The following is a 23,715-nucleotide window of genomic DNA, read 5'->3' as shown; positions in this document are numbered from 1 at the left end:
GCATTTCTGCTGAGCCGATTTCTAAAAGGTTAAACGACGCTATTGTACAGCGATTGGACGTAACTTACGATAGAACCCCCAACGATGTTCGTGGCGATAAAGCCAAAGATGAAGAAGGCCACGGTCAGTGAGATCTCAGCTAAAAATACGGTGTAGAACTTGTCCATCCGCGATTGGTCAACGCCATCGATAATGATGAAGACGAAGGCTGCGTTGATCAGCAAGTTTGCTGGGACCATGAAGACCAGTAAAATGCTGAGGCTGGAGAAGTTAGCAGATCCGGTGATGAGGCCTAGTAAGAACGTAATCAGGTTAAAAATTAAAATCAAGTTGGTGACACCAGCGAACTGGTTTACGAAGTCCCAGAAGTTCACGTATTCTTCCGTGATGAGGCGACGGAAGGCGTAACCAATGCTGACGTAGATGGCATAGCCAATGATGACCAGGAAGAAGATGATTAGACCGGATTTGAAGACCAGTCCATTCAGGTTCAAGTACTTAGCCAGTTGCGCTTCTTCGTAGGTGTTGAGCATCTTGGTGACCATGTTGACAATCTTTTGGCCCAGTAAAGTTAGCGTTAAGGCTAAAAGGAGGGCTTCAACGACCATGGAGATGATCCCGAAGAACCGGTTAGCTTCGACACGTGGTTGGCTCGGGTGCTTGAGGGTGTCCAGGTACCAGTTGAAGTAATTGCCAGAGAAGGCTTGCGCATTTTCCGTAGTTGTTGGTTCGGCAACTGGTGCCGCTTGCGTTGGTTCTGGTTGAGGAGCAGCGGCAGGCTCAGAGCCGGTGGCGACCGGGCTTAGCGCGTACCCACACTTGGGGCAGAACTTGGCGTCGGCTTTTAATTCGTTGCCACAATGTGGGCAGAATCTTGGTTGATTAGTCATTTAGTTTCTCCTTAATCGTCTTCGTGGCGGTCAGACGTCTTAACAGCGTGACCGTACTTCAAAATTTGATAGCTTTGTGATGAATCATCACTAGCGGGTTGAACCGTGGCCGTGTACTGGAAGTCCTGCACGTGGTCGTAGTCGTAATCGCTCAAGCCAAACGTGTATTCAACCGTGAAGACCACTTCACTAGTGCCATTCGGGCCAGGCTTAACGTCGGTCACGTCGGTATCCATGCCAATGGCATCGAGATCGTCATTATCGTTGTACCCCTTGGCCATCTTTCTGAGGTCAGCGTAGTAGCTGTTGCTGGTCCCGTTGACAAAGAAGTCGGACATATCGTCGCCATCGTCATCGGTACTGTCGTCACCATTGTCCGCGAGATTTTGCGCGGCTTCAAACAAATTCGAAATAAAGTCGTCCGCGTCACCTTTATCCATCATATCCTTGTAATCCAAGTCGACGTAGCTACCGTCATCATCCTTTTTCAGCTTGGTGGTTGGCGTTGTTGCCTTCCCGGCGCTGGACGTGTAGGCGGCATAAACGCTCATGTCGGACGTCCACGGTTCGTTCTTGATTTGGTAAGTCCCGGTGCTGTCGGCGGTCCCAATCTTCTTGCCGTTTAAGTACACGTTAGAGCCCGCAACGGTGTCTAGTTCCACTGAAATAGTGGTCAGTTCCAAATCATATGTCTTGTTACTGGTGATGTGGTAATCGCTACTGTTGGTCAGATTATGGCCACCAATTTTTCCTTGAGATTGCAGGTGATATTCACCGGGGACCATGGCGGACAGTTTCTTGGTGAAGCTGTCGCTCGTGGCGGTGGCAATCTTGTGGTTGTCCAGCGTAATCACGTTGCCAGTATGGTTGGTTGTGACGGTCGGGTAGACCGGGCTCACGCTGATCTGGTACTTCGGGAAGAACAACAGGTGATGCCCGTTTTGTTCATAAACGAAATCGCCGTCCGTACTGCGACCGCTGTTGTCGAGATCAGCTTTCAGTTTGCTCAAGTCCTGAGAGTGGTCGCTGTAGTAGCGATTGATGGGCAACAACTTAGACTTGCTCAGCGTCAAGTCGGAACTTGCGCTGGTGAAGTCGTCTGTCAGGTGCTTGCCACTCTTGATATCGTTGATGGTCCGGTCTAGCGTTGCCGCGCGGGAGTAATGATTGCTACCCCACACGAAGAAGCCGATGACGGCTACCGCGGCGACACCAATGCCCCACCAGAGGCGTTTCTTTTTCTTCGACCACGGTTGCCGTGGCTTGCGGGCTGGCCGAGTGGGGGCCGTCCGTTGTGACGCTTGCGTCGTTGCTTGAGATTGTTGGGGCGTTTGAAATTGGTTTGTGTCACCGGTAGCGACCTGTAAATTGGCGCCACAGTTGGGACAGAACGTGTCCGTTGCTGAGACGGGTTGGCCACAGTTGGGGCAGAAGTTTGCGGCCCCGCCGCCAGGCTGATCATTGGCGGGGGCTGCGTAATGGGTTAAATGCATAAGGATTCCTCCAGTTATTAGTGCTGAGTGTCGACAATTAAAGCTTCACCGTACAGGCAGAGCTGACTCGGTTGCATGGGTTCCGGTTGGATGGAGACCCGGGCCACACCGTCGTATCCCTTGGCAAGCAAGAGAGCGTAGACGTGTTTCATCAGGTCTTCCCAGGCGGCCTTAGCGCCCGCACGCGGGGCGACGTCGCTTTCGGCAAACATTAGGCCGGCGGAACGGTAACCAGCGGGGATGTCGCGGTCCTCAGTAATTCGGAAATTCTTGGTCTGGGCGACCTCATCGGGGGTCAGTTCCAGGTCAAACAGGGGGAAAGTTTGGTCGGCCGCATGGGGAATCAGCGCATATTCATCTGCGGCTGACAGGGTCGTGCCACATTTCAAACAGAAATTGGCGTCGGCGGCGTTCTGGTTGCCACAGTTGGAACAGATACGGTAGTAGGTTTGTTTCATAGGAATGGTCCTTTCGTTAGTCGTCGGTGTCAACGGTCTCAAATTTACCGGTCGACGAATTATATTCAGCTAAAATATCGTGGATGTCATCATAACGGTACGTGCCGTCGTGATCACCGTCGTCGTCATACAACTTGACCTCGGTGACGTGGTCGTGTGGCATGGATTCCGTGTAGGTGTAATCATTTTCGTCGTCGATGTAATCGGCATAATAAATGGCGTCGACGGCAGCTTGGCCGTCAGTGGAGAGGTCCTCGTAGCTGCTATCGGAATCCGTGTCGTCATCATCATCGTAATCGCTGTCGTCACTGGTGGTGTTGTCCTCGACCTTACCGCCAGTCGCGTCAGAAACGGTGGCTTCATCTTCGTTGTTGTTCGTCACGTCATGGCCTTTCTTGGCGGCCTGGGCGATCAGGTCAACGTGCTTGCTGACGGCGTTGCTGGCGACCAGGTCGGCGGTCACACTGGCCTTGGATTGGCTCCCGGACAGCTTGAACGTGTAGCGGCCGGGGAACAGGGGCCCCGCCTTGTAGGTGTAATGGTTATTCTTCGAGGTGACCAGGGCCTGGTTGTTGGCCATCAAGGTAGCGTTGGCGACGTTGGTCGTCAGCACGGGATGCATGGTGGTGACCCGCAGCTTATAAATCGGGAAAACTAGGAAACTGTGGCCGGCGGTTTCTAACGTAAACGTGTGGTCACGGGTCTCGCCGTTCTTTTGCAGGTCAGCCTTCATGTTGGCCACGTAATTCGGGTGTTTCCGGGCGTAGGTGAACAGTGGCTGGACCGTATCACCGTCGATTTTTAAATTGGGATTGTCGCTAACCAATTTTTTGGCGAAATCGTCACTCTGGTTATCGGTGATGTAATCGGTGATGGTGGCAATCTGTTTTTCCTTGCCGGCCTGCTTATTGTAGAAAGAGCCAGCCAGGACAATCACCACGATGACCGCGACGGCGAGAATGGCCCATATTCCGCGGCTGAACCACTTAGACTTCTTTTTACCGGGCTTAGTGGCCTTGTTGCGGCGGCGTGACCGGTGGGCCTTGGTTGGGGTCGTGGCAGCTGCGGTGCGCAGGTCGAAACCACAGTGCTCGCAGAAAATACTATCGGGCGCCACCTGTTGGTGACAGTTGGGACAAGTTTTCATAGGGTTCACTCCTCAGATTTTGGCTATTAGGGACGAAAAAAGGCCGTAGCCCGCGTACAGTGAAAGCTTGCGCGTTGGCTCAGCCGTTGAGATCAATTGACGTTTGTTACCGCTTGGTGTAAATATGAGCATCGAGTCCGTTCCCGGCGGTGGGCTCAAAATGCCCTGCTGTGGGGAACGGTGCCGGCCTGAGAGGCGGTCCGTCACCTCGCCTGAAAGCCTGGAAAGTCACCAGTCTCTCAGGTCGTCCCGTGCTCTAAACTGAGAAAAACACTCAGTTAAGACCACCGACACAGCTGGTCATTTTGGCCCACCTCTGGTCACTCGCCTGTGCGTCAGTATTTCCACTAGTTACCTGATGAACAGAAGTCAATCGTTATCAAGTGAGAAGGCTGGCGTCCCGGTTAACACTATACTGTCGTTTATTGACTAACGACACTGGTTTTTGCAACAATGAACACTAAGCGGATGAGATTATGTATGACCTGAACAGGCAGTTACTTAAACATTAACTACCCAACACCGGACTAATTTATTAAGTTTTTGCTACGTTTATTATTATACGCCAATCCTTGTTCAGTGAAAGGATAGTTTTAACAAATTAGTTGACACAAAGCTATTCGACAGTATATGGTTAGAGAATTGCAAAAATGACTGATGGTCAATTTTAGAAGGAGGTCAGCCAGTGAGTAATACTTTATCCCCAACCGCCAAGCAGGCCAAGGCCCAGCGGATTGCGCAGGTGGCCTGGCAATTGTTTGAGCAGCAGGCGTTCACCGATATCTCGATGGCGCAGATTGCCCGTCAGGCGGGTGTGGCCAAGGGGACGCTGTTCAATTACTACCCGACCAAGGAGAGTCTTTTCATGACGCTCCTTCTGGCGGGGTACCAGCGCTACTTCACGACGCTGACTGCCGATCTGGGGAAGGGCCCAGCCTTGACGCCCACACAGTTAAAGACGCGTTTGCTGGCAGAGACGCGGACGTTGATCAGCGACCACGCGACCCTAGTCCGGCTGAATGCCTTGCGGGGGCCTGTCCTGGAAGGTCACGCCGACCGTGAACAGACCCAGCAAGGACGCCAAGACTTGTACGCAGCCAATCTGGCGTTAGGCCAGACGGTGGCGGCCAAGGTGCCCGGCCTCAGCGTGGCGACCGCGAGTCACCTCTTTGTGAGTCAGAGCGCCATTATTAGCGGATTAATGAACCTGGCCGGACTAGAACGCTTCAACCACACCAGCCTCGCGACCGATTTCCCAATTTTTCAGATTGATTTAGAAACCGAGGCGTGCCAAACATTTGGCTACTACCTCGACGGCATCCTTGAGGAGGAACTGCATGCAAATTCAAAACGTTCGTAATTTTGCGATTATCGCCCATATCGACCACGGAAAATCCACGCTGGCCGACCGCATCATGGAACAGACCCAAACCGTTTCCGACCGCGAAAGCCAAGCCCAATTATTGGATGATTTGGCCGTGGAACAGGCTCACGGCGTCACCGTCAAATCCCGGACGGTCCGGAACTACTACACCGCCGATGATGGCCAGGAGTATGAATATAACTTTATCGATACCCCGGGGCACGTCGACTTCACCTATGAGGTATCCAAGAGCCTCGCCGCTAGTGATGGCGCGCTCTTGCTGGTCGACGCCACCCAGGGGGTCCAGGCCCAGACCGTTGCTAACTTGCGTTTGGCCCAGGACAACCACCTGACCGTGATTCCCGTTATCAACAAGATTGACGCCGCTGCGGCCGACGTTGAGCGGACTGCCGAACAGATCCGGTCTTTGTCCCCAGATTTTGCCGACGTCACCATGCTTAAGATTTCTGCCAAGACCGGCCTGAATGTCCACGATGTGCTGGAAGCCATTCACACCACGATTCCGGCGCCCACGGGATCGGTGAAGCAACCGCTCAAGGCGCTGGTCTTCGACTCCCAATACGATGCCTTCAAGGGAATCATCGCCTACGTCCGGTTGATGGATGGGCAGCTGAAGCCGAACGATAAGCTGAAATTAATGGCCACCGACCAACCGGTGACCGCCAACGAAATTGGCATTTTCACGCCACAACGGGTCGCTGCCAAGCAGTTGGTGGCCGGCGATGTGGGCTACGTGGTGACTGGGTTGAAGGATCCGCAAGCCCTGCGTGTCGGGGATACGTTGACCAGTGTGGCCAACCCCACAGACACGGCGCTTCCCGGGTATCAACCCTCACAGTCGATGGTCTTCGCCGGATTTTATCCCCAGGGTGATCACTACCACGATTTACAATTGGCCGTGGAAAAGCTGGCACTCAACGATGCGTCGTTCCACTATCGCCCAGAAAGCTCCGACGCCTTGGGAGCCGGCTTTCGGTGTGGGTTCCTGGGCATCTTCCATTTACAAATCATCCGCGAACGCCTACATGACGAGTACGGCCTGGACGTGCTGACTACGGCGCCCAACGTGACCTACCGCGTGCACGTGAAAAATGTTGAAGAACCATTGATTGTCGATAATCCCATCAAGTTCCCCGACTATAGCAAAATCGATTACGTCGAGGAACCCTTAGCCACGGCGACCATCACCACGACCAGCGAGAGCCTGAGCGACGTGATGAAGCTGGCCACTCAGCACAAAGGTGAGCTCCAGGATATGCGTAACCAAGGGGACTTGGTCGTCCTCGAATACCAATTGCCGTTTGCTGAAATTGCCTACGACTTTTTCAACGCGCTGAAGTCAGTTTCGCACGGGTACGCCACGCTGACGACCGAGCTGGCGGGCTATGACATTGCCGACGTGGTCAAGGTGGAGGTCCACGTGAACTACGCCCGAGTCGATGCGCTATCCTTCGTGGTTCACCGCGAGGACGCACCGCTGATGGCCCAAGAGTTGGTTCACAAATTAAAGTTCGTGATTCCGCGTAAACTGAACCCCATGCCGGTCCAATCGGTGGTTGAAGGCAAGGCCCTAGCTCGGGTTGACGTGCCACCGCTGCGAAAGAATGCCGCGGCTAACGGCGAGAAGCGCAGCACGTCTAAGAAGCAGGCGTTGTTGCGGCGGCAGAGCATGAATAAGCGACAGTCGGCGCACAGCGATATCGAGCTGCCCCAGGAAGTATTCAACGCCGTCCTCGACTTAGAAAAATAGGATTCCGATTGCCGTTCCCGGCGGCGGATTCAAGGTGCCCTGCTGTGGGGCCGGTTCCAGCCTGAGAGGCGGGCTTCCACCTCAACTTTGCGCCTGAAAAGCGGTCGCAAAGGTTGTCCCATGGGCTAAGCAGAGAAAAATCGCTCTGCTAAGACCATCGACACAGCTGGTCACCTTGATCCGCCTCTGGTCACTGACACGGTCAACTTTTCTAAGTTGAGTGCGCCGGCCTTTCTGGTGTACGGTGGCTGCTGAATTAGCTGTGTGGCTAATGCTTAACTTTTCTATTGTCTTGTAATCAAATAAGCGAATATTTATCTAAAACCAGTCATTTAGTCGATGGCTGATTTTTGTTTAGCAAAAGCGTTACATAAAACGTTATACGTGGCACAATAACGATTGTTTTCTTTATTTACAACACGTTTACGGTTTCTTAATGTAATCTGTAATATATAAAGTTGTCTATATGATTGATTAACGGTCACAAGTGACTTATACTAAAATTATCTTATAGGTAAAGGGGATTTTCGAATGACTGATAAACAAGAACCAATTCGTAATGAAGACCATACTGGCTGGATCGACCAGGGCCCCCGGAACTATCAACGCGATTTACAAAACCCGGACTTATTGGTGCCACCAACCACTGACCACGGGACGGTTGCGAACCTCCGTTTTAGCTTTTCCGACGTGCATATGCGGTTGGAATCAGGCGGCTGGACGCGTGAGGTCACGAACCGTGAACTGCCCGCTTCTCACGATTTAGCGGGTGTTGACATGTGCTTGAAGCCTGGTTCTTACCGGGAAATGCACTGGCACAAGGAAGCCGAATGGGCCATGATGTTACGCGGAAACGCTCGGGTCACGGCCTTGAATGAAAAGGGCGAAAGCTTCATTGATGACATTGAAGCCGGTGACCTGTGGGACTTCGAAGCTGGGATTCCGCACTCCATTCAAGCGCTGGACCAAGGTTGTGAGTTCCTGTTAGTCTTCAGTGAACCCGACTTTTCTGAAAACAACACCTTCCTCCTGACCGATTGGCTGGCACACACGCCTAAGGACGTGATTGCGGCTAACTTTAAGGTCGACGAAGACACGTTGAAGCCACTCCCAAGCCATGAAAAATACATCTTTAATGGCAACGTTCCCGGTCCTATCGACACGGTGAAGAAGCCTGGGACACCAATGCAGACGCCACTGACGCTGCACATGAAGGACGTTCCCGCCAAGGAATTTGAAGCCGGCAAGGTCTGGATTATTGACCAATCTGTCTTCCCAGCCGCCAAGACGATTTCTGCGGCCATTGTTGAAGTGCAACCTGGTGGGATGCGGGAAATGCACTGGCACCCTAAGTCTGAGGAATGGGATTACTACATTCAAGGTCAAGCCAAGGTGGGCGTCTTTAACTCCAACACGTTGGCCCGGACGTTTAACTTTAACGCCGGTGACGTGGGCGTCATTCCTAAGGAAGCCGGTCACTACATTCAAAACATTGGGACGGAACCGCTGATCTTTATCGAATTGTTCAAGAACCCGGTTTACTCCGACGTTTCCCTGAACAAGTGGTTAGCAACGTCACCATCGCAAATGGTTGCCGATCACCTGAATCTGCCCGTTTCAACGGTTGAAGGTTTCCCAAGTGAAGAGGCTGCGGTCGTTTGGTACAAGGATGCCGCCGGCCGTGAGGTGCAACACCCCAAGAGCGCGCCAGATACCAGTAGCGCTGCCGACGTCTTCAGCGAATAGAAGTGATATTTCATGACGCAAACATTTGAGACCATCGTTATCGGTGGAGGTGTCGGCGGTGCCGGTTCCGCCATGCGGGCCGTCACCCACGGTCAATCCGTTGCGGTTATTGAGCAGCGTGATTGGGGTGGCACCACCGTGACGCGGGGCAGTACCCCGAAGAAGGTCCTATTAGCGGGCGTCGAAGCCCACCGCGCGTTTGCCCAACAGAATGGCCCGGTGCCACCAGTGGACTGGTCACGACTAGCCGCTCACCGGGATGCCGTCGTGGGACAAACGCAGGAACGGTTCAAACAACGTTTCCAAACCAATGGCGTCACCACCTTTGAGGGCCATGCTGAATTTGTGAATGACCAGCAGGTGCGCGTCAATGGTGAACGACTAACAGCGAAAAATTTTGTGATTGCGACCGGGGCACGTCCCCGCGAAGTCGCCATTCCTGGCGGCCAGTTGATTCAACACTCTGGCAGCTTTTTCCGGAGTCACCAACTGCCACAACGCATCACAATCCTGGGTGCCGGCGTGATTGCTTTTGCGATTGCCGGTATCGCAAGTGAGGCGGGCGCCACCGTAACGCTGATCCAACACAACCATGTGGCGCTCCGCGGCTTTGATGGCCAACTTGTCCAAACGCTATTGGCTAGCCTGGCCAAACACAACGTGCACATGATTTTTGATGATGAAATTTCCCGGTTGGCCCAGACGCCGACGGGACTCGAGGTGACAACGCAGCAGGGTGCTCACTGGTCTACCGACGTGGTTTACGCGGCTTTAGGCCGACTGGCTAACGTCGAGGACTTGAATTTGAAAGCTGCTGGGGTGGCCGTAACCCCCCACGGCATTCGCGTCAATGAGTACCTGCAGACCAGCAATCCCCATATTTATGCGGTGGGGGATTGTGCCGTCACCGGAACGCCTAATTTGGCAAACTATGCCATTTATCAAGGCAAATATGTGGGCGACGCGCTGAGTGCGCCCCAAGCTTTTCCGATTACCTATCCGCTTCAAGCCAGTGCCGTCTTCAGTCTCCCCCGGTTAGCGCAGGTCGGTGCCAGCGTTGCGGCTGCGCGCCAAGATCCCGCGCACTATACCCTGAAGACCGTTGACTTGAGTCAGTGGTTAACGTATCAACGGAACTATGATACCGATGCGAAATTACTGTTGGTGATTAATCGTCAGAGTGGTGAAGTAGTTGGGGCGGAAGCCATTAGCCTCCAAGCCGACACAGTGATTAACCAGTTGGCCCTCTTGATCCAACAGCACGTGACACCAGAAGCGCTGCATGACACGTTCTTTGCTTATCCATCCGCTGCCGCTGATTTATACGGCATCTGGACTTAACGAGGGTCTCCGGACTGGTGAAAACCGGGCCAGACATGGGGCTGTTCGTTCCCGACGGTGGGCTCAAAGCGGCCCTGCTGTGGGGCCGGTTCCAGCCTGAGGGGCGGGCTTCCACCTCAACTTTGAGCCAAAGAACGGTCTCAAAGGTTGTCCCATGGGCTAAGTAGCGAAAACCACGCTACTAAGGCCATCGACACAGCTGGTCACTTTGGCCCACCTCTGGTCACTGAGATCCACCAGTGTGGCCCATTTTTACCAATCCTGTGTCGACGCTGGTTTAGTCCAGTGCCACAAGTAAGCAACGGTGGTCGGTTTTAAGTGAATATGAGAATGATAGTTAAAAGGCCCGAGACGGTTGTTGTCTCGGGCCTTTTGGTGTTGTTAGAGGTTATAGCGGTCACCAAACAAATTGGGGTGAATCCACCTATTTTTACCTAGCGTTGGCGTATTCTAAGTCCACTAAAATTGGCTTTAGAATTTGCGAAACAGGGGGATGGTCGCATGAAAACACAATTTAACCGGCATTTTTATCGGACGTTAGTGTTTTGGTTAGGTCTCATTTGTTTGGGTGTTGAGTTTTATTTGTGGCCAGTCGATGATTCATTTTCACGCGCGGTTGGGCTAGGGACCGGTGGCTTCTTAGTGGTTCTGAGTTTCTGGCGTGAGGTTGAGGAGGACTAGGTTTAAATAGTTTGAGGCTATTGTGAAAAAGTGCCCATTACGAGAGTGATTGGTGCGGTGGTCGTCTTTAAGGCAGTGAAAATGGGCGGTCCAATGTCAGCGACCAGAGGTGGAAGCCAGTTTCTCAGGTTGGAATCGGCCCCACAGCAGGGCATCTTGAACGCACTGGCGGGAAAGAAAGTAACCAGCTGTCATATTTAAATTAAAGGGAAACGTTTTGATGGGTTTACGCAGTGTCAGCCGTGAGGGCGGTGAAAATAAGCTACGCTGGTGGATGTCAGTGACCAGAGGCGGGCCAAAGCGACCAGCTGTGTCGATGGTCTTGACTGAGTGGTTTTCTCAGTTTAGAGCATGGGACAACCTTTGAGACCGGTTCTTGGCTCAAAGTTGAGGTGGAAGCCCGCCTCTCAGGCTGGAACCGACCCCACAGCAGGGCACTTTGAGCTCGCCGTCGGGAACGAACAGCACCGCGTTCCGGCCTATTTTCACCGCCCGGTAAGGCGACTACCGCGCCAACCCGTCAAAGTAAGTTTTGGTGGCGGCGAGCATGTCGGCCGTCTGCTGGTTCAACAGCGGCGGTAACTGGTCCAACGGAAAGTATTTCAAATCCAGCGTCTCGTCCGTGGCCGTTTCCAGGGTATGTCCGCCAACGGGTTTCACCAGGTACAGCCGGGAAATAACCTGAGTCACGTCGCCGTTGGGGTATTTGGTGAAGCCCTGATCGAAGAGTCCCAGAGGCTTAACGATTTCAACATCGAGGCCGGCGTCTTCCTTGTACTCACGAATCATGGCGTCGTCGTAGGTTTCACCGTATTCCAGGTAACCGCCGGGTAGGCTCCAGTTGTGGGTGTCGGTCCGCAGGTTGAGCAGTACTTCATGCTGGTCGTTGGCCACGATACCCGCCGCTGCGTTTAAAATTAAGGGCTTGTGTCCCACTAAATCCCGAACTTCTTTGATATAGTTTGCCATTAGTTGTTGACCTACTTTCTCTGAGTTTTGTCCTCAGTATACCGCAAAAGTTGGGGATGCAGGAGGCACTTTGAACGCAATAACTACCCTTGAAGGGTATAATACGTTTGAGGTGATTGCGATGAGTCGAACTGCACAGAACATTAAATTCATCCGCCAGCACTACGGCATCAGTCAACGGCGGTTGGCGTCGTTGCTCAACGTCTCCGTTAGAACTGTCCAGCACTGGGAACAGGCAGATTATGCGCCCAGTGGTCCCGCAGTTAAATTAATTCAACTTTTGGCGAACAATGACGCAGTTTTTACGGAGTTAATTAGTATAGAGGAGGATGAGGCAATTATGTACTTGGCACACGATGATCAAGCTTTCACCATTATGGGCGTTCCGTTTCGAAATGAAGAGGAGTATCGTTCTTCGTTGAATGCAATCATTAACAACATGTATGAGGGTTTTGAACCAACGGTAGACGATATCAAGATGTCCCAAGAGTTTTATACCAAGGGACCCTTAAGTGCGGAAGAGATTTTGAAACGAGTACGCGCAAGAAACGCGGTACCAAATAAGTGAAGACTTGGGCGGACTACCTACAACCAAACGGGACTTTACGTAATAAGTTAGGCATTACTGATGAGGAAGAACTGCACGTAGTAGAATACAATGTGAGTAAGCAAGCTCAGCAGTTGATTCGTCAAAATAACTATTATGTTGGGGACTACCACCTAACCGGCAAGGACGTCACCGAACTAAAACGCGTCAACGCCGCGCTGCTAGGCGATATCTACGACTGGGCGGGTCACTACCGCGAAGTGGATTTCAACAAGACGGCCGATGGCGTTGTCACCCACTTTCACCCCGTCATGTTGTTTGGCAATGCCGAGTGGGATATTCAGCGACAGCTCACGGATTTTGCGACGCTACCGGCGGACAAGCAGGTGGTGGCCACGGCCCTGGGGAATTTGGTGACGGAAATCAACATGTTTCACCCGTTTCGCGAGGGGAATGGCCGGACGTTGCGGGTCTTCACGGAGGTGTTGGCCTGGCAGAAGGGCTTTCGTCTCGACTTCACTCAGGAACAGCAGGAAGCCTATATGACCGCTAGTATTCAGGATGAGCCGGCGTTGATGGCGGCGGTCTTTCTAAAAATTTTGGAATGAAAAATGGCTTCACGTCAGCTCAAAGTGAGCTGGGTGAAGCCATTTTTGCGATTACGTTTACTTATTTACCCGTTGGTAGTTGGCGTCGAAGTACTTGCCAGCACGGATGTCGTCAGGCAGGCCTTGGTAAGGGGCTTCGCTGATGACGTCTTCGTTGTTTTGACCAGCGTCGCCGATGTAAGTGATCGTCGCAAATTCTGGGACGACCATCTTAGGGTAGGTGGCGTACTTTTCGCGGGCAGCTTCCATCACGTCAATGTGTTCGTTTTGGTAAGTGACGGTGATTTCAGGATGTTCTTGAACCCACTTAGGGAAGAAGATGGTCCCGTTGACCTTGTTTTCGTTAGGCAGGAAGTCCAGAGCCACGTCGGTCCCGGTTGGTTCCGTCCAGGCAACCTTGTAGATGCCTTCCGTCAGCATGACGATGTTGGCTTCTTGATCCGTGACCCAACGACCAGCGACCATGCCACCGTGGATTCGGTAGTCAACGGTGTGGTCGTTCTTCGCGTACCATTCGTATTCCCAGCCGTTGTCATAAGTGTAGATAAAGTGCGTTCCCAGGAAGTCATCGAGGGTTTTGAATGTTTTAGTCATGTTAAAAATCTCCTTCTATTCTGCAGGAAAAACATGTAATTAATTACATGTTTTTATTTACTTGATTATCATAGTCACTTCCGCGGGACTTGTCAACGATTTTCCTTGATGTTTTTCCGGGGAACTGGTTCAATTGAGACAGCGCAACGCGTTTGTGACGAGAAAAATTCTCGTAAAATGGAAGGAGGCTGATGATTATCGGTCAGCGAAATCGGCTACAATACATCATCTTAGGCCTACTGAATCAGCGCCCCCAGACCGGCTACGACCTGGCGAAGGCGTTTGAAAATGAGATCGGGGAGTTCTGGCAGGCGCAACATAGCCAGATCTACCCCATGCTCAAGCGAATGGAAACGAGCGGCGACATCACCCACGAGGATACGGTGACGGGCGAGAAGCTGGCGAAGAAGCAGTATTCGTTGACGCCGGCCGGCCATGCGAAATTGGTGGCCTGGGTGAGCGAACCGTCGCCAGAATTGTCGGCGACCAAGGACGAATTTATTTTAAAACTGTACTTTATTAAAACGGCGGCCGACCCGCGGCTTCAGCCCATGCTGCAGGAACAGGCGGCCCTCCACCGCGCCCAGTTGGCCCACCTCAAGCAACGCCGCAAGACGGTCTTTCCGGACCAGGCGGCGATTGATCAGGCCTATGGGCATTACCTGATTTTGGACCACGCGATTGGTCGGGAGCAGTACTATGTGGACTGGTTGGAGAAGTTTTTGCGTTAAGGATTTGGTACGCGAAACTTCCAGAAATCAGAAAAATAGGTAAAAATGGAAGCATACTTCCAAAAATGCTGAATCTGAGTAGAAATGGAAGTATACTTCCTGATATAGCAAATAAATGTCATACATCTGTATACACGAGCGCTTCGTGCTACACCAAATCAAAACAAGGGAGTTGAGGGGTATGGCTAAGATTGTAACTTTGCGAAAGTCTGGAAATAGCCGTGTTTTGACGGTCCCTAATGATTTAGATGTGGATGTAGGAACCCAGTATCAGGTGAAAAAATTACCAGATGGTGGGATTCTTTACCAGCCAATCAAGCGGCAAAACATTTTTGCGACACCTGATTGGCAAGAATATGCTTATCAAGCGGACTTACGGAATGATCCAGAACTGGGACCTGCTAAGCCAGTTGGTAAGGAGTGCGTTGAATGAGAATGCCCAAGTGTGCTGATGTTGTCGTCGTTGATGCAGAGCCCCATTCTGGCAAGGAAGTAGCTTTCTTAAAAAATGCTATCATCAGTAACTAAGGATGGAAGTATGGCACAGTGGTAGCTTGCTGTGTTTTTATTTTGGCCTAAAATTTTCTCGGAGCCAATGACCTTTTCAGATCTAATTCTGCAAGCAGACCAGCAAGTCGCGCGAAATTTTATCGGCCACGAGGGATGGCTATACTTAGTGGTGGATTGTTTACAAAAGGGACAGTTCAAATCAATTGAAAGGTCAAAATTGGCTTTTCACGGGAGGATACATATGAAGTTCAGAATAGTTTTGGCAGCGGTGTTAGCCGTGACAACGTTGGGTGTAACGGCTGAAGTCACGACCCCGGCACAAGCCGCAACCAAGGTTTTACAGACTAAGAAAATGAAGAAGGCGGCCTATAAGATCAGCAACGGCTATTTCTATCGGAACACGAAGCTGACCAAGCGGACACACAAGGCCAGCAAGTACGCCAAAGTTAACTTTTACACGTACAAGTCAGCTAAGATCCGCAAGAGCAATGGTAAAAAGGTGACTTACTACTACGTTAAAAATAAGTCTGGCAAGGTTAAGGGCTGGGTCTGGCACGGCAATCTGACCAAACAACGGACTTACAACCGACAAAAGAAAGATATCGTGGCCATGAAACGTATCGTTCAGGGGATGTCCCCGGATGTACAGGATCGGGCTTTGGGCTTGTTTGCGCATATGAACTATAAGGTAGCCTACCATGATGGGGCGAGTGGTCGAGACCTATCTAACGTGACTTTTCAGATGGAACTAGGAGCGGACTATGATAATTCAACTGACATTCAGGGGATTATTAAAACGTATAAGCTTTTTAAGGGCCGCTATGGGAGTTACAAAGCGCAGATTCTTAATGATTACAATGATCTAGATGATGTGCTTAAGGACCGTAGTGATGCGGGATTATCTGATGTGGCTATCAGTCTGATTGATAATGTTTCATCTGCTGTTGAAAACCTAGATAATCAGAGCGGCAAGTGACAGGATGTGTCTAATTTCAAACGGCTTTAAATACAGCATGGCCATAGTTGGCGTGCTGTATTTTTGTGAGATTAGACAGCGTGTTCAGATTGAGTCAAGAATGATTGAACCGGTTAGTGGGATTAATTAAAATTTGAGGCTGTATTGTGGTGCCACAATACAGCTAACCAATCCATGAGTCGGCAAGGCCTTAAGTGCCGTTGTTACTGCAACTAGTCGTCATTGGTGTCCCAATTAGTTATGAATTTACAAATAAAGTATAATTAATAATTAAATAACAGCCAGAATAATTAATACGCAAAATTTACATAAACCTTGCGAAAAATTTACTTGGTCTTGGTAAAGTTAACTTATTCAGAAAGGGGATTACACTTACATGAAAATTCGTGCCGTTTTAGCTTCAATCAGTTGTGCATTGGTCTTACTCGGGGCTACCGCCGCGCCTGCTCAAGCAGCGACAGCCAAGAAGGATGCAGACCTGCAACCAGCTATTTCCAAGAAGGTCAACGCGCCTATCAAGTTGGCCGGTGCCGAGAACATGCGAGACATGGGTGGTTACAAGACCAAGACTGGTCAACACGTTAAGAAGGACCGTTTACTGCGGAGTGATTCACTGGAAAAACTGACGAAGGCGGATACGAAGAAGTTAGTGAAAAAGTATCACGTCAAGGAAATCTTTGATCTGCGGACTAAGGCTCAAATCGCTGAAAAGCCCGACGTGAAGATTGCCGGCGTTAAATACTTAGGCTCCTCTATCTTAGGAACCAAGTCCAACTACGATAACGATGATGAAGGTATGTACCGCGACATGGCCAACAAGCCATCTGCCAAGAAGAGCTACCACAAATTCTTAGTCGCTGCTGCCAACAACAAGAAGGGTGCCCTGTTATTTCACTGCTCACACGGGATGGATCGGACGGGAACGTCTGCCGCAATCCTCTACACGATTTTAGGGGTAAGCAAGAAGGACATCCAACGCGACTACTTATTGTCTAACACCCAACTGAATGTAACGTGGGCTAAGCCAGCCTTACTGAACCTGTTCTACAGCCAAGTTAAGGAACACTACGGCTCAATGAACAACTACATCAAGAAGGGCTTAAAGATTACCCCAGCCCAAATCAAGCAAATCAAAGCCAACTACCTGACGAAGGCCTAAGCTTAGTGTCACTAGAATTAAACCGAAATGACTGATCTAACAGCCGTATCCGCCATTAACTGGGGATGCGGCTGTTTTGGTGTCTTTGAAACTCGGTTCGCAGAGGTTCACAAGAGTGCTAAAGATCATAAGATTAGTAGTTGGCAGAGCAAGCAGACCAACCAGTGATCCAGAGCTAGAGGGCCACCTGTGTCATGGGTAAAAACCAATCTTAGCCGTAGGAAGCCAGGGATGGAGACGGCTGTGTCGAGGGTGTAGAGCGGGGTTCCTTCCCGCTCTACAGCATGGGCCGACTTTGGAGACGTGGTATTTTTATGGTGTTAAAAAGTATGTGTGTGGAAGAAAAAAGATGAAACTGGAAGTAAAGGCAAGATGGGCATACAACGCCAATTGCTCCTGAGTCAGTGGGAGAACCAGTGTCAGCCGAGAGGGCGTCGAAAATAAACTCAGCTGTGGGAATTCCCTTAGTGGCGGGTTAGGCCACTTAGGGAATTGGTGTTTTTGAAACTCGGTTTTCAGAGGTTCAAAACAAGCCTGGAGACCGCTCTTTGGCTCCGGGCGTCCGCCCTCAGCGTTCCGGTTTATTTTCGACGCCCGGTAAGGCGCTGGCTGTCACTGACCTGGGGCAATTGGTTAAAACTGATAACTAATAAAGCCCCCCAACTACTGATTTTGTCACATATCGCGTATGATAGGGTCGACGGTAACCGTTAGTAAGTCAATTCTGGCTAACTAAGCCTAATGAATGGCTGAGGAGGTTAGAAAAGGTAAGTTGCCAGTCAGAATTTAGGATTACAGATGAGGCCCTTAACCGTTATGCTATATATGTAAGCGGTTACAGATTGCTGGAAATGCGCAAAAACTTTTTGGGGGAGGTACGTATCATGAGTAAAGCACAGTTATGGAAACAACGGTTCTTCTACGGGTCGACCGACCTGGCCGGGAACCTGATTTGGCAAATTGTTGGGCTGTATTTACTGTTCTACTACACCACGGTTATGGGCATCTCACCAGCCTTTGTGGGAACCCTGTTCTTCGTGGTTCGGATCATTGATGCCTTTGATGGTGTGGTCTATGGATTCTTGATTGACCACACGCACTCGAAATACGGGAAGGCGCGGCCATACTTCCTATGGTTCGGGATTCCGCTGGGGATTCTGACAATGCTGCTGTTCTTCAACCCGTCATTTGGCGGCAACAAAGTCTTCCAGTTGGCTTGGATCTCAATTGTCTACACGTTATTTAGTTTAGTTTATTCTGGGGCAAACACGCCGATTACTGCTATTCTGCCTAGCCTGACCAAAGATCCTGACGAACGGACCAACCTGGCAAGTGCCCGGATGGTTATGACGAACATCGGGACCGCTGTGATTGGGGCTATTTCCTTACCGATGGTTGCCAAATTAGGGGGTAAGAACGCCGAAAAAGGTTGGATGATTTGGGGGATCTTTATCGGGATTGCCATCATCGTTCTGTTCTTAGGCGCCTTTGCCAACCTGCGTGAAAAAGATGATATCGTTGATGATTCCGCCGACGCACCAGAAATCAAAGGCCACCTCTCCGTGGGTGAATCTTTGAAGGGCGCGGTTAAGAACAAGCCGTGGGTCATCTTGAGTTTGAGCTTCATCCTGTTACAAACATTCTGGGTTATCCGGATGCAGACGGCCGTTTACTACCTGACCTACGTTTACCGTCGGGCCGACCTGGTAGGAGCCTTCAATGGGCTGGTCATCGTTGCCGTCATCGGGAACATTTCCATTCCGTTCCTGAGTAAATTTATGAAACACCGGAACGTCATGATTCTGGCCATGGCGACCTTCGCTGTGGGTGAAATCATCATGAGCTTCAAGAGCATTCCACTCCTGTTTGCTGGGAACGTGATTGCTTTAGTAGCCATGGGGGCTGCGTTCTCCATTGCCTTCGTCATGATTGCCGACACCGTGGAATACGCGCGTTCCGAAATGCACATTGACGAACCCGGTATCCTGTCCTCCGTGCCAATGGTGGGGGCTAAGCTGGGCATGGGCTTCGGTGGGTTAGTTTCTGGTTGGCTCTTAACCTGGGGTGGTTTCCAAGCCACGGCCAAGATTCAGGGCGCCAAGGCGTTGACCGCCATCAGCACCAGTTTCGTCTGGTTGCCAATTATTTTAGCCTTACTGATTCTGGTCATCCTGTTCTTCGGTTACAAGCTGGACGAAGATGAAATTGCGTCCGCCAAGGCTGTGAAGGATGACGCTGGCAAATTAAATGAAGACGCTTAACTTAACGTTCGGGCCGCCGGAAAATTCGGTAGCCGTGACGTTGTATCAACCGGCCGCCATCGCTGACTTTGACCAGCCACCGCGGCGGCCGTTGGTCATTCTCTTGCCAGGTGGCGGCTACCGGTTTTACAGTGACCGGGAAAATGAAATCGTTGCGTTCCAGTACCTGGCTCAGGGGTATGCGGTGGCGGTCGTGGCCTATCGCTTACTGGACCAGCCCCCGGTCTACCCGACCGTGCTGGAACAACTGGCCCACGTCGTTGCCGGTTTTCACCAGCAGGCCGCCGACTACGCGGTGGACGCTGATCATATCTTACTGGTCGGCTTTTCCGCGGGTGGCCACGTGGCGGCACTTTACGCAGACTTGTGGCCGCAGTTCGCGACGCGTTGTCAATTGCCGTGTCAGGATTGTTCCGTGTGGGCGGTGACCCTGGCTTACCCGGTGATTGGACTGCGATTAGGCTGGCCGGTCGATGCGGCGACCCGGCAAGCCATTGCGGGAAAATGGGCGCTGACGGAGGCCGACCACCTGGTAACGGCCCAGAACCCGCCGACGTTCATTTGGACGACAGCGACGGATGAACTCGTCTCGCCGGTTAACGCGCAGTGTTACGTGAAGGCGTTGCGGCGCGAAGGGGTGCCCGTACGGTTTCACCTGTATCCGCGCGGGCCACATGCGTTGAGCTTGGCCCAGCCGGTCACGGCCTTTGCGGCTGGCACGCATCGCGATGCGACGTTTGGCCAACGCTACGTGCAAGCAGAGGTGGCGGGCTGGTTTACCGAACAGTTACGCTGGCTGCAGCGCCTATGGTGATGGCCATTTTGAAAAAAGAGAAAAAGTCGCTGATAACCCGTTTACACCGTGCCATTTTGGTGTTAAAACATAGCCGAACGTGAAAGACGTTGCCACCATTTTTCCGGAGGCGCCGGCGATGGATGGGGATTCATCTGCTAGTTTGGCTGATGTGCCGGGTTTTCAGCATGAAAGATTCGTCGGAACGACTATTTCACGAGAGGGGTAATCAAAATGTTGAATGATACGACAACCAAGCAGTCTTTGGGGTACAACGATGAGTTGCGACGGCTGCAGAAAATGCGGGTTAGCAGTGTTGAGGATGGCGTGACCAGCTGGATCAAGGAACGTGACCCGATTCATACCTTCGAGCCATTGGTTTGGGAGACCGTGGCCGAAATCGAAGAGAACCCACAATTGCCGACTGACCTGTTTAGCCTGCGGCAAGGGACGGAAACCTCGGGCCAACGGGATTTAACCAACGTTGAAATGAAGGTCGAGATGCAACAAATCGTATCGATGAATCGGCGGGTCCGGGTCATTCGTATCGCCCGGATGGACCATTTGACCGCGGATAAGGCGCTGATCTATTTCCACGGTGGCGCCTACTACGGGGGTACACCGGAAGATGTTTTGCTGGCGCTGAAGTTCGTGGCGGAACAGGCGAACTGCGTGGTCTACAACGTGGATTATGCGCTGGCACCGGAACAGGCTTATCCGGCTGGCATCTTGGACGGGTTAGCCGTAGTGGCGGCCATGACCAAGAGCTACCAGCAGATTTCACTGGGCGGTGACTCGGCCGGGGGTTCGATTGCCTTAGCCGTCAGCCAGCTCTGCAAGTCGATGGGCATCTGCACGATTGCGAGTCACATGCTATTTTACCCAACACTGATTCAGGGTTCCGACTTAAACGGCCCGCTGTGGGATGACCGCAGTATTCCGGTCGTCGATGAGCAACGGGACGCCTTACACCGGAGCTATCAGTTATTTGAACAGCTAGATACAATCATGAGCGGGTACTACGTGGCGGATCAGCCAGTTGACCTGACGGCACCACTCCTGTCGCCATTACTAGCCGACCCAGAGATTTTCCACCGGGTCACCGTGTTGGTCGGGGAATACGATCCGTTCCGTCTTCAAGACGAGGCCTTCATCAAAAAGGTGGGTCACGCCAACGACGACGCCAATTACTTCCGTTACGGCGGCATCAGCCACGCCTTCTTAAACTTCACGGGAAACGTCCCAGCAGTCGAAGACGCACTGGCAACGGCGGCACGATTGATTTAGGACTTCAATAGGAAAAATTTTCGAGCGACAACTGGTAAGACAACTAACTTCAATGAGTTAGTGACTAATGGGCTTGCCAGTGTGAGTGACCAGATGACTCATTGAAAATTGACCGAAGACTTTACGCGACTATCACTTAACTTTGCACGACGTGGCCGATCACCAGCCGGAGTACTTGGAAACCATCTTTTCGCTGGCAAATGGGCACTTCGGCGTGCGGGCCAATGATCCAATTACGGGTAATCCCATCACGGGAACGCTGATCAATGGCTTTTATGAAACCGCCCCCATCACCTATGGGGAGGCGGGCATCGGGTACGCGACGCAGCACCAAACGATTTTAAATTTACCAGACTTCCGGCACATTCATGTGGCCACGGCTACCGGGCATGATTTCACCAACAGTGAACGGACAGCGGTCGATTTGGATTTGACGACCGGCGCGCTGGTGGAGCATTATACCCTGCAAACGTTGCAGGGCGAGACAATTACCATGATTATGAAATCCACAATTGGGCAAACGCAGACGGAATTCTGGGCGGCCAGCTATAGCTTTATGGCGGCCAACTATGCCGGCGGCTTGGTCATCAGTAAATCCATTGCGGTGCCGGCTGAGGCCGAGGCCATTGCGTCCGCCGATCCCCGGAAGACGCGGATGGCGGGGCTTCCCATTTGTGAGACGGAATTCATGGGGCGTAACCTGCAGCGGTACCACGTGAAGACGCGGCAGACCAAGCAGGCGGTGACGATTTATCTGGGGATGTTGACGCCTGGCGCCGGCTTGTTACGGCAAACGGTCGATTTGAGCGACCGCGTGGCCCACGACCTGACCTACGAGGTGTATGTTGGGGCTATCGGCAAACAGAATACGATTGATCCCGCGGCGCCGTTCATGGCGAACTCGCTGTCGGTCTTGTTGGCGGACAGCCGAGATTTCTGGCAAGACGTTTGGAACCGCAGTGAAGTGACGGTCAGCGGCAACGACGAGCTGGATTTGGCGATTCATTACAACCTGTTCCAGCTGAATCAAGCAGCTGGACGGGATGGTCGCACGAACATTGCGGCCAAGGGCCTGAGCGGGTCCGGTTACGAGGGTCACTACTTCTGGGATACCGAGATGTACATGCTGCCCTACTTCATTTACACCAACCAGCAGATGGCTCGGCAGCTCCTGTTGTACCGTTACCAAACGCTCCCCAAGGCGCGGCAACGGGCGCGGACCTTGGGCGTGGCGCAGGGGGCGCTCTTTGCTTGGCGGACCATCAACGGCGAGGAGGCCTCGGCCTACTTCCCAGCCGGCACGGCGCAGTACCACATCGATGCGGACGTGGCCTACGCGGTCGGCAAGTATTACGAAATTACGCGAGACATCGACTTCATTGAGCAGTGTGGTTTTGAAATGGTGCTGGAAACGGCGCATTTCTGGGAAGAATTCGGGTCCTGGCATCAGGAGGGCACCGAAAGCCGCTTTGAATTTCACACGGTAACGGGGCCGGATGAGTACACGGCGTTAGTCAACAATAATTACTACACCAACCGATTGGCTAAACATAACTTTGAGCTAGTGGCCTATTTAGCCAAGGAAATTTTAAAGGATGATCCGCAGGGCTTAGACAAGTTCGGCATTGGTCGAGCGGACTTAGACGTCTTTGAAAATTTGGCCGAACACGTTTATCTGCCGTATAGCGAGGACCTGCACATTAACGAGCAAGACGACAGTTTCTTAAGTAAGCCGCGCTGGCCGGTCGACCGGTCGACACCGGAAAACTTCCCACTGTTGTTGCACTACCACCCGTTGACAATTTACCGGTATCAGGTGGCGAAGCAGGCCGATACCTTGTTGGCAGATTACCTGTTTCCAGAGGACTTGACGGATGACCAATTGAAGCGTGAATATCACTACTATGAAGGGGTCACGACGCATGATTCCTCGCTGTCACGCTCAATCTTTAGCATTTTGGCGGCACGGATGGGTGATCCAGAAAAGGCCTACCATTACTTCATGGACACGGCGCAAATGGATCTGGTCAACCTGCAAAAAAACACGGCAGATGGCCTGCATCTAGCAAATCTGGGGGGCAGCTGGCTGGCATTAGTCGCCGGCTTCTCGGGCTTCTACGTCCAAGACGAGGTTGTCCACTTTGCCAATCATTTACCCAAAGAAATCCACCGGCTGACGTACCGGATGAAGATTGCAGCCAGCGTCTTAGAGATTGATTTAACGGCCACCGCAACCAACGTCACGGTGATCAGTGGCCCAATCCCAACCTATGGGGTTAGCGTGAATGGGCATTTGATTTCTTTGGAGAAGGTTAGTTAGAGAAGAGTGCGGAGCGAGGCGATTAACTGGCGAGCATTAACGGCGTAACGGGAATGGCCCCGGGCCTAGG

General features: G+C 51.9%; 21 protein-coding genes. 15 read left to right on the top strand and 6 right to left on the bottom strand.

The annotated features are described in order from the left end of the window. Positions 1-29: 29 nt before the first annotated feature. Genes ACEPST_RS04625 through ACEPST_RS04610 form a run of 4 tightly spaced genes read right to left on the bottom strand, consistent with a single transcriptional unit; the run spans position 30 to position 3,988 of the window. On the bottom strand, positions 30-890 hold the full coding sequence (locus tag ACEPST_RS04625) for a DUF6574 domain-containing protein (protein WP_395390540.1): 861 nt from the start codon (positions 888-890) through the stop codon (positions 30-32). An 11-nt stretch (positions 891-901) separates the two neighbouring features. After that, complete coding sequence (locus ACEPST_RS04620; RefSeq protein WP_204120476.1) at positions 902-2,383, bottom strand: zinc ribbon domain-containing protein; 1,482 nt, start codon at positions 2,381-2,383, stop codon at positions 902-904. Positions 2,384-2,400: 17 nt separating this feature from the next. After that, complete coding sequence (locus ACEPST_RS04615) at positions 2,401-2,841, bottom strand: zinc ribbon domain-containing protein (protein WP_203637730.1); 441 nt, start codon at positions 2,839-2,841, stop codon at positions 2,401-2,403. Between the two features lie 16 nt (positions 2,842-2,857). Beyond that, on the bottom strand, positions 2,858-3,988 hold the full coding sequence (locus ACEPST_RS04610; RefSeq protein ID WP_204120475.1) for a TcaA second domain-containing protein: 1,131 nt from the start codon (positions 3,986-3,988) through the stop codon (positions 2,858-2,860). A 685-nt stretch (positions 3,989-4,673) separates the two neighbouring features. Here ACEPST_RS04610 and ACEPST_RS04605 point away from each other — a divergent pair. The 5 genes from ACEPST_RS04605 (at position 4,674) to ACEPST_RS04585 (ending at position 10,890) form a co-directional block, all read left to right on the top strand. Next, positions 4,674-5,348, top strand: coding sequence for a TetR/AcrR family transcriptional regulator (locus tag ACEPST_RS04605; protein ID WP_204120474.1), 675 nt, complete (start codon positions 4,674-4,676; stop codon positions 5,346-5,348). Continuing rightward, positions 5,326-7,122: a translation elongation factor 4 gene (gene lepA / locus ACEPST_RS04600; protein WP_204120473.1), complete on the top strand. Its 1,797-nt coding sequence runs from the start codon at positions 5,326-5,328 to the stop codon at positions 7,120-7,122. The genes ACEPST_RS04605 and lepA overlap by 23 nt, the downstream gene beginning before the upstream one ends. Before the next feature lie 531 nt (positions 7,123-7,653). Beyond that, a complete protein-coding gene (locus ACEPST_RS04595; RefSeq protein ID WP_204120472.1) occupies positions 7,654-8,868 on the top strand; it encodes a cupin domain-containing protein in 1,215 nt (404 codons plus the stop codon). 12 nt (positions 8,869-8,880) lie between these two features. Further along, positions 8,881-10,209, top strand: a complete 1,329-nt coding sequence (locus ACEPST_RS04590; protein ID WP_204120471.1) for a dihydrolipoyl dehydrogenase family protein — start codon at positions 8,881-8,883, stop codon at positions 10,207-10,209. Between the two features lie 501 nt (positions 10,210-10,710). Further along, complete coding sequence (locus ACEPST_RS04585; protein WP_204120470.1) at positions 10,711-10,890, top strand: hypothetical protein; 180 nt, start codon at positions 10,711-10,713, stop codon at positions 10,888-10,890. Between the two features lie 504 nt (positions 10,891-11,394). Here ACEPST_RS04585 and ACEPST_RS04580 read toward each other — a convergent pair. Next, positions 11,395-11,859 carry an NUDIX hydrolase gene (locus ACEPST_RS04580; protein ID WP_204120469.1) on the bottom strand — a complete coding sequence of 155 codons (465 nt, stop codon included), beginning with the start codon at positions 11,857-11,859 and terminating at the stop codon, positions 11,395-11,397. A gap of 70 nt (positions 11,860-11,929) precedes the next feature. Here ACEPST_RS04580 and ACEPST_RS04575 point away from each other — a divergent pair, with 70 nt between their 5' ends. Together ACEPST_RS04575 and ACEPST_RS04570 are read left to right on the top strand one after the other, a co-directional pair. Further along, positions 11,930-12,427: a helix-turn-helix domain-containing protein gene (locus ACEPST_RS04575; RefSeq protein WP_395390539.1), complete on the top strand. Its 498-nt coding sequence runs from the start codon at positions 11,930-11,932 to the stop codon at positions 12,425-12,427. After that, positions 12,424-13,014 (top strand): Fic/DOC family protein, encoded by a 591-nt coding sequence (locus tag ACEPST_RS04570; protein WP_204120467.1) that lies wholly within the window; start codon positions 12,424-12,426, stop codon positions 13,012-13,014. The genes ACEPST_RS04575 and ACEPST_RS04570 overlap by 4 nt, the downstream gene beginning before the upstream one ends. Positions 13,015-13,071: 57 nt before the next feature. Here ACEPST_RS04570 and ACEPST_RS04565 read toward each other — a convergent pair whose 3' ends face one another. Next, entirely contained in the window at positions 13,072-13,608 is a 537-nt protein-coding gene (locus ACEPST_RS04565; RefSeq protein WP_203637720.1) for a phenolic acid decarboxylase, read from the bottom strand. A gap of 197 nt (positions 13,609-13,805) precedes the next feature. Here ACEPST_RS04565 and ACEPST_RS04560 point away from each other — a divergent pair, with 197 nt between their 5' ends. From ACEPST_RS04560 to ACEPST_RS04525, 8 genes are all read left to right on the top strand, one after another. Then, positions 13,806-14,339 (top strand): PadR family transcriptional regulator, encoded by a 534-nt coding sequence (locus tag ACEPST_RS04560; protein WP_204120680.1) that lies wholly within the window; start codon positions 13,806-13,808, stop codon positions 14,337-14,339. 181 nt (positions 14,340-14,520) lie between these two features. Next, the gene (locus ACEPST_RS04555; protein ID WP_204120466.1) at positions 14,521-14,772 is read left to right on the top strand and encodes a hypothetical protein; all 252 of its coding nucleotides are present in this window, start codon (positions 14,521-14,523) and stop codon (positions 14,770-14,772) included. Between the two features lie 318 nt (positions 14,773-15,090). Beyond that, positions 15,091-15,825 (top strand): hypothetical protein, encoded by a 735-nt coding sequence (locus tag ACEPST_RS04550; protein WP_204120465.1) that lies wholly within the window; start codon positions 15,091-15,093, stop codon positions 15,823-15,825. Positions 15,826-16,201: 376 nt separating this feature from the next. After that, positions 16,202-16,984 (top strand): tyrosine-protein phosphatase, encoded by a 783-nt coding sequence (locus ACEPST_RS04545; RefSeq protein ID WP_204120464.1) that lies wholly within the window; start codon positions 16,202-16,204, stop codon positions 16,982-16,984. A gap of 884 nt (positions 16,985-17,868) precedes the next feature. Next, the gene (locus ACEPST_RS04540) at positions 17,869-19,245 is read left to right on the top strand and encodes an MFS transporter (protein ID WP_204120463.1); all 1,377 of its coding nucleotides are present in this window, start codon (positions 17,869-17,871) and stop codon (positions 19,243-19,245) included. After that, a complete protein-coding gene (locus ACEPST_RS04535; protein ID WP_204120462.1) occupies positions 19,232-20,059 on the top strand; it encodes an alpha/beta hydrolase in 828 nt (275 codons plus the stop codon). Before ACEPST_RS04540 ends, ACEPST_RS04535 begins: the two co-directional genes overlap by 14 nt. A 213-nt stretch (positions 20,060-20,272) precedes the next feature. Continuing rightward, positions 20,273-21,325: an alpha/beta hydrolase fold domain-containing protein gene (locus ACEPST_RS04530; protein ID WP_203642617.1), complete on the top strand. Its 1,053-nt coding sequence runs from the start codon at positions 20,273-20,275 to the stop codon at positions 21,323-21,325. Positions 21,326-21,476: 151 nt separating this feature from the next. Continuing rightward, on the top strand, positions 21,477-23,645 hold the full coding sequence (locus ACEPST_RS04525) for a glycoside hydrolase family 65 protein (RefSeq protein ID WP_395391034.1): 2,169 nt from the start codon (positions 21,477-21,479) through the stop codon (positions 23,643-23,645). Positions 23,646-23,715: the final 70 nt, after the last annotated feature.

The organism is Levilactobacillus sp. FUA 3915 (assembly GCF_044053135.1).
GTDB lineage: Bacteria > Bacillota > Bacilli > Lactobacillales > Lactobacillaceae > Levilactobacillus > Levilactobacillus lanxiensis.
The sequence above is the reverse complement of the archived record's forward strand: the minus strand, read 5'-3'. Positions and strand labels throughout refer to the sequence as shown.

What these genes read in the sequence shown, in the direction of transcription:
- ACEPST_RS04615 (WP_203637730.1), bottom strand. Translation starts at nt 2,841, where the DNA reads ATGAAACAAACCTACTACCGTATCTGTTCCAACTGTGGCAACCAGAAC.
- ACEPST_RS04540 (WP_204120463.1), top strand. Translation starts at nt 17,869, where the DNA reads ATGAGTAAAGCACAGTTATGGAAACAACGGTTCTTCTACGGGTCGACC.
- ACEPST_RS04555 (WP_204120466.1), top strand. Translation starts at nt 14,521, where the DNA reads ATGGCTAAGATTGTAACTTTGCGAAAGTCTGGAAATAGCCGTGTTTTG.
- ACEPST_RS04610 (WP_204120475.1), bottom strand. Translation starts at nt 3,988, where the DNA reads ATGAAAACTTGTCCCAACTGTCACCAACAGGTGGCGCCCGATAGTATT.
- ACEPST_RS04530 (WP_203642617.1), top strand. Translation starts at nt 20,273, where the DNA reads ATGTTGAATGATACGACAACCAAGCAGTCTTTGGGGTACAACGATGAG.
- ACEPST_RS04565 (WP_203637720.1), bottom strand. Translation starts at nt 13,608, where the DNA reads ATGACTAAAACATTCAAAACCCTCGATGACTTCCTGGGAACGCACTTT.
- ACEPST_RS04625 (WP_395390540.1), bottom strand. Translation starts at nt 890, where the DNA reads ATGACTAATCAACCAAGATTCTGCCCACATTGTGGCAACGAATTAAAA.
- ACEPST_RS04595 (WP_204120472.1), top strand. Translation starts at nt 7,654, where the DNA reads ATGACTGATAAACAAGAACCAATTCGTAATGAAGACCATACTGGCTGG.
- ACEPST_RS04585 (WP_204120470.1), top strand. Translation starts at nt 10,711, where the DNA reads ATGAAAACACAATTTAACCGGCATTTTTATCGGACGTTAGTGTTTTGG.
- ACEPST_RS04620 (WP_204120476.1), bottom strand. Translation starts at nt 2,383, where the DNA reads ATGCATTTAACCCATTACGCAGCCCCCGCCAATGATCAGCCTGGCGGC.
- lepA (WP_204120473.1), top strand. Translation starts at nt 5,326, where the DNA reads ATGCAAATTCAAAACGTTCGTAATTTTGCGATTATCGCCCATATCGAC.
- ACEPST_RS04550 (WP_204120465.1), top strand. Translation starts at nt 15,091, where the DNA reads ATGAAGTTCAGAATAGTTTTGGCAGCGGTGTTAGCCGTGACAACGTTG.
- ACEPST_RS04545 (WP_204120464.1), top strand. Translation starts at nt 16,202, where the DNA reads ATGAAAATTCGTGCCGTTTTAGCTTCAATCAGTTGTGCATTGGTCTTA.
- ACEPST_RS04535 (WP_204120462.1), top strand. Translation starts at nt 19,232, where the DNA reads ATGAAGACGCTTAACTTAACGTTCGGGCCGCCGGAAAATTCGGTAGCC.
- ACEPST_RS04580 (WP_204120469.1), bottom strand. Translation starts at nt 11,859, where the DNA reads ATGGCAAACTATATCAAAGAAGTTCGGGATTTAGTGGGACACAAGCCC.
- ACEPST_RS04590 (WP_204120471.1), top strand. Translation starts at nt 8,881, where the DNA reads ATGACGCAAACATTTGAGACCATCGTTATCGGTGGAGGTGTCGGCGGT.